5 protein-coding genes are annotated in these 4,718 nt (G+C 40.4%); 1 reads left to right on the forward strand and 4 read right to left on the reverse strand.

Going from position 1 to position 4,718, the window contains the following annotated elements; translation table 11 throughout:
• A partial coding sequence (gene lysS, locus SPADD19_RS01900) for a lysine--tRNA ligase (protein ID WP_061455060.1) occupies window positions 1-1,212 on the forward strand: 1,212 nt, incomplete at its 5' end.
• A 90-nt stretch (window positions 1,213-1,302) separates the two neighbouring features.
• Here the strand turns inward: lysS and SPADD19_RS01905 are convergent.
• The 4 genes from SPADD19_RS01905 to SPADD19_RS01920 form a co-directional block, all read right to left on the reverse strand.
• Complete coding sequence (locus SPADD19_RS01905) at window positions 1,303-2,697, reverse strand: IS1182 family transposase (RefSeq protein ID WP_061455061.1); 1,395 nt, start codon at window positions 2,695-2,697, stop codon at window positions 1,303-1,305.
• Window positions 2,698-2,820: 123 nt separating this feature from the next.
• Complete coding sequence (locus tag SPADD19_RS01910) at window positions 2,821-3,444, reverse strand: histidine phosphatase family protein (RefSeq protein WP_041826392.1); 624 nt, start codon at window positions 3,442-3,444, stop codon at window positions 2,821-2,823.
• 22 nt (window positions 3,445-3,466) lie between these two features.
• On the reverse strand, window positions 3,467-3,940 hold the full coding sequence (locus tag SPADD19_RS01915; RefSeq protein ID WP_041826391.1) for an aminoacyl-tRNA deacylase: 474 nt from the start codon (window positions 3,938-3,940) through the stop codon (window positions 3,467-3,469).
• A gap of 141 nt (window positions 3,941-4,081) precedes the next feature.
• Window positions 4,082-4,718 (reverse strand): GH25 family lysozyme (locus SPADD19_RS01920; RefSeq protein WP_241496401.1); only part of this gene is annotated, 637 nt, incomplete at its 5' end.

Below are 4,718 nucleotides of genomic sequence, written 5' to 3' on the forward strand. Positions count from 1 at the left end.
GTTCGTAAGGATGCTGTTGGAGAAGAAAACTACGAAATCTTCAAAAAAGCAGACCTTGGTGATTTCCTTGGTGTTGAAGGGGAAATCATGCGCACAGACATGGGTGAACTTTCGATTAAAGCAACTCATATCACTCACTTGTCAAAAGCCCTTCGTCCTTTGCCTGAAAAATTCCACGGACTTTCAGACGTTGAAACCATCTATCGTAAACGTTATTTGGATTTGATTTCAAACCGTGAAAGCTTCGAACGCTTTGTAACTCGTTCAAAAATCATCTCTGAAATCCGTCGTTATTTAGATGGTCAAGGATTCCTTGAAGTGGAAACACCAGTGCTTCACAATGAAGCTGGGGGTGCGGCTGCCAAACCATTTATCACTCATCACAATGCACAAAACATTGACATGGTGCTTCGTATCGCGACTGAGCTCCACTTGAAACGTTTGATTGTTGGTGGGATGGAACGCGTTTATGAAATCGGACGGATCTTCCGTAACGAAGGAATGGATGCTACTCACAACCCTGAATTTACTTCGATCGAAGTCTACCAAGCTTACGCTGACTTCCACGATATCATGGACTTAACAGAAGGCATTATCCAACATGCTGCGAAAGCGGTCCATGGTGATGGTCCAATTGACTATCAAGGAACAGAAATCAAAATCAACGAACCATTCAAACGGGTTCACATGGTGGATGCGATCAAAGAAATCACAGGTGTTGACTTCTGGCAAGACATGACCTTTGAAGAAGCTGTAGCACTTGCAAACGAAAAACATGTACCGGTTGAAAAACACTACACAGAAGTGGGACAAATTATTAATGCCTTCTTCGAAGAATTCGTTGAAGAAACCTTGACGCAACCAACATTTGTTTACGGTCACCCAGTAGCAGTATCTCCATTGGCTAAGAAAAATCCAGAAGACCCACGCTTCACTGACCGTTTCGAACTTTTCATCATGACCAAAGAGTATGCGAATGCCTTTACGGAATTGAATGATCCGATCGATCAATTGCAACGGTTCGAAGCGCAAGCGCGTGCTAAAGAATTGGGAGATGATGAAGCTACAGGCATCGACTATGACTATGTTGAAGCCCTCGAATATGGTATGCCACCAACAGGTGGACTTGGAATTGGTATTGACCGTCTCGTTATGTTGTTGACAAATGTAACAACAATTCGCGACGTCCTCCTCTTCCCAACTATGAAATAAGCTAAAAGAAAACACTGATCGCAAGATCAGTGTTCAGAACGAAGACAAACGTCATTTTTGGCGTTTGTCTTTTTGTATTTTCGAAACTATTTACTTTATCATCCGGCATTTCCATCCAAAAATCTGATTTAGAGCAAAATAAAAAGGGATATTCGCTATCCATTTCACCAATTTTTTGATATTTAAACATGCCAAAGTAAGCCCAACCTTATCCTCCATTTTGGACTTCCCTTTTTCTCTAGTGTATCTCAAGTTATGATATTCCTTAGCAGTCCCAAAGAGTCGCTCAATTGTTTCTTTGCGCTTCTTATAAAGCTCCTTCATCCCTCTTTGGTGGCGAATCTCTTCACAAAATTCAAGGTCATCTTTCCATACATGTCTCATTATTACTTTTTGGTTATTTTGGCTTTGGGTACAAACGGATAAGAGGGGACAGGAAACACATACTTTTGGATTACTCTTATACTCACGATAGCCTTCTCGGGTCGTGGTGCGATAGCTTAACACTTGGTTCTCTGGGCAGAGGTAACAGTCATAGAAAGCATCATAAATAAAATCACTGGGTTTTAAATTTCCCTTTCCCCCTTTTGGACGAGTATAAGGGAAGACAGGGATGATGTTCCGCTCTAATAAATAATGGGCAATAGCTGGGGTCTTATAGCCTGAATCCGCAATAATGTAGCGTGGTGAGAAAGGTTCTAACTTTGAAAAAAGCGCAGGAAAAGCCTGACTATCATGAACATTTCCTGCCTCAACCGTATAAGCCAAGGCCCAACCATGCTTATCACAAGCTACTTGGGCAGAATAGGCAAATACTTCCTTGTGTTCCCCCTTGTGGAACCAACCACTCTCAGGATCTGTCGTTGAGATTTTCTTTTCTTTAGCCTCGCTTTCTTTTGCGGGCTTTAAGGACTTTTTTTCGTGTTTCCTCCTATCCAAATCAATCTCAATCTCCAATTGTTCACTCATAAATTTAGCTTGTTGGTCAACTATTTCCTTATGATACTTGTGACTATTAGCTGCCGCTTTGATATGGGTACCATCCACAAATAGTTCAGAAGGATCAATTAAACCAGCACATAAAGCTTGATTGAGCACTCGAGAAAATATCTCAGAAATGAGTTCTTTATCTTGAAAACGACGACTGTAATTCTTTCCATAGGTGGTAAAATGAGGGACCTTGTCATCTAAGGTTAGGCCAAGAAACCAACGATAGGCAACGTTTACTTCAATGTCTTTAATGGTTTGGCGCATGGAGCGAATACCAAAAAAGCATTGAATCAAAGGGATTTTGACTAACATGACGGGATCTAGACTAGGACGTCCATTATCTGGACTATAGCTATCTTCTACTAAGTCATAGATAAAATCAAAATCAACCTCTTTATCCACTTGTCGAAGAAAGTGATCTTCTGGGACCAATTCGTCTATCGTATAGAAGCCATATTGGCGACGATTATAATCTGGTTTTTCTTTGTGAAACATAGGGAACACCTCACAATTCTTCTTACCTCTATTATACGACTTTACACAAAGAAAAGCCCTTAGAATGTTAGATTCTAAGGACTTTGTCTTCAATCTGAACACTGATCGCAAGATCAGTGTTTTTTAGTCTTCCATATAAGAAGTGTCGTTCCAAGTGTCTAAGTGATAGTGCTCAAAATCATCTGTTGTCAAAATCGTCACGCTGGCATTGTCTAGTCCGCCATTTTTGCGGAGTTCTCCTGTTTCATAACCAAGCAAGGTTCGAATAGAAGCTGTCAAATTAGCTCCGTGTCCAACGATGAGAACGGTATTGAGCTCTTTTTCTTTCAGGCTTTTTACAAAATCACAGGTACGTTTGGTCGTTTCATAGACAGATTCTGCATCAAAGATTTCATTTTGAAAGCGAGCGAGGTTATGGCGAAAGGCATCCATTTGTTGGGGATAGATAGCTGAAATGGTAGAAATTTTAGCCCCTTCCAGTTTTCCTAAATTCCACTCACGAAGAGCAGGCGTTGCTTGCAATTCTAGAGGTGTCTCCAATTGATCGAGAATGATCTGTGCGGTATGGACCGTCCGTGGCAGATCACTTGCAAATACTGCATCAAAAGGAACAGTAGCCAGGTGCTTTCCTAATTTTTCAAGCTGATGAATGGAGGCTGGTAACAACGGAGAATCGCCGTTTGATCCCTGAAAACGTCCCTCTTCATTCCATTCTGTCCGTCCGTGTCGAATAAAATATAGTTTCACAATCTTGGCTCCTTCTCTGTCTTTATTCCAAAATATCTGCAAAAGTCGCTTTAACGAAGTCTGCTAGAAGTTGTGGTTTGATTTGAATACTATGGCCGATTTCCCCAGCAGATACGATCATGGTTTCTAACTGAAGGGCAGATTCATCGATAAAGATAGGAAAAGGATGCTTTTGACGAATGCCTACCGGATTATTGGCACCATGAATATAACCTGTTGTTTTTTCGAGATCCTTTTGAGGAATCATTGCCACTTTCTTATTTCCCGATAATTTGGCCAATTTTTTCTCTGAAAGATGCTCCGTGATAGGAATGATCCCAATCACGGGACCCGTTTTATCTCCTTTGAGAGCTAGGGTTTTGAAAATAGTAGAGCGATCAATTTCTTCTGGTAAGATCCCTTCTAAAGCGTTGATTTGTAAGCCTATGTGCTCAATTTTTGCTTTAGTCAAGATCTGCTCGACCAAGGTTTTTTTCACTTTTTGTTTTTTTGCCATGGCTTTCTCCTTTTCTCTTTTTCTCTACAAAATCAGATTTCATTAGACCATTATAACATATAATAGTGGTGATATTGCTTTCTCCTTTAAAAATAGAAAACAGCAGAAAAAGTGAAGATCACTTGATCTGCTGTTTTAAGGCTATGAGGAAGAGCCATCTTTTTGTACTTTGAAAAGTTTCCGATAAATCGCTTCTTGGTCTTGCGTCGGAGCAATTTGGTTGAGATCCAAGTAGTGTGAGAATCCATTTAATTGCCCTTGAGAGGTATATTGATGCAAGTCATATTCCGTATTGGTATCTGGCGCAGCATTATAATAGCCATCATCAAATCCATATGTTGGAATCCAAAGAGCAGTAAATTTATCAGTGGAGATACTGTGTTCTTCCATGAAGTAGGTTCCGATATAGATTCCAATATTTTTTGCACCAAGAGCTTGTAGTTTTGCTCGGAAGGCTTCAACACCTGCATTCATATCCTTCATAGTTTTTTCCTCAACGTCTAACCAATAGTAGGTCGGCTTGTAAGGAGAAGCAGCCTTGTAAAATTCTTCTGCTTCTTTTTCCATTTCTTTTTTATCCTTAGCAGCGACATAAGCATAGACTGCGACAGGGATATTTCGTTTTTGGAATTCTTGGATATGGGTTTTAAAAGATTTATCCAGACCATTTAAGTAGGTTGCTGCATTTTCCTTTTTAGCTTGGGCTCCACTATGAACGCGAACAATCACACCTCCCACATTTTGGGAGAGGACATCGTAATCAATTTCGCTTGGTAAT

The sequence above is a fragment of the Streptococcus parasanguinis genome, assembly GCF_001578955.1.
In the GTDB taxonomy this organism is placed as follows: Bacteria; Bacillota; Bacilli; order Lactobacillales; family Streptococcaceae; genus Streptococcus; species Streptococcus parasanguinis_U.

Excerpts from the sequence above, each read along its gene's own strand:
- SPADD19_RS01915 (WP_041826391.1), bottom strand. The coding sequence starts at position 3,940 with ATGGCAAAAAAACAAAAAGTGAAAAAAACCTTGGTCGAGCAGATCTTG.
- SPADD19_RS01905 (WP_061455061.1), bottom strand. The coding sequence starts at position 2,697 with ATGTTTCACAAAGAAAAACCAGATTATAATCGTCGCCAATATGGCTTC.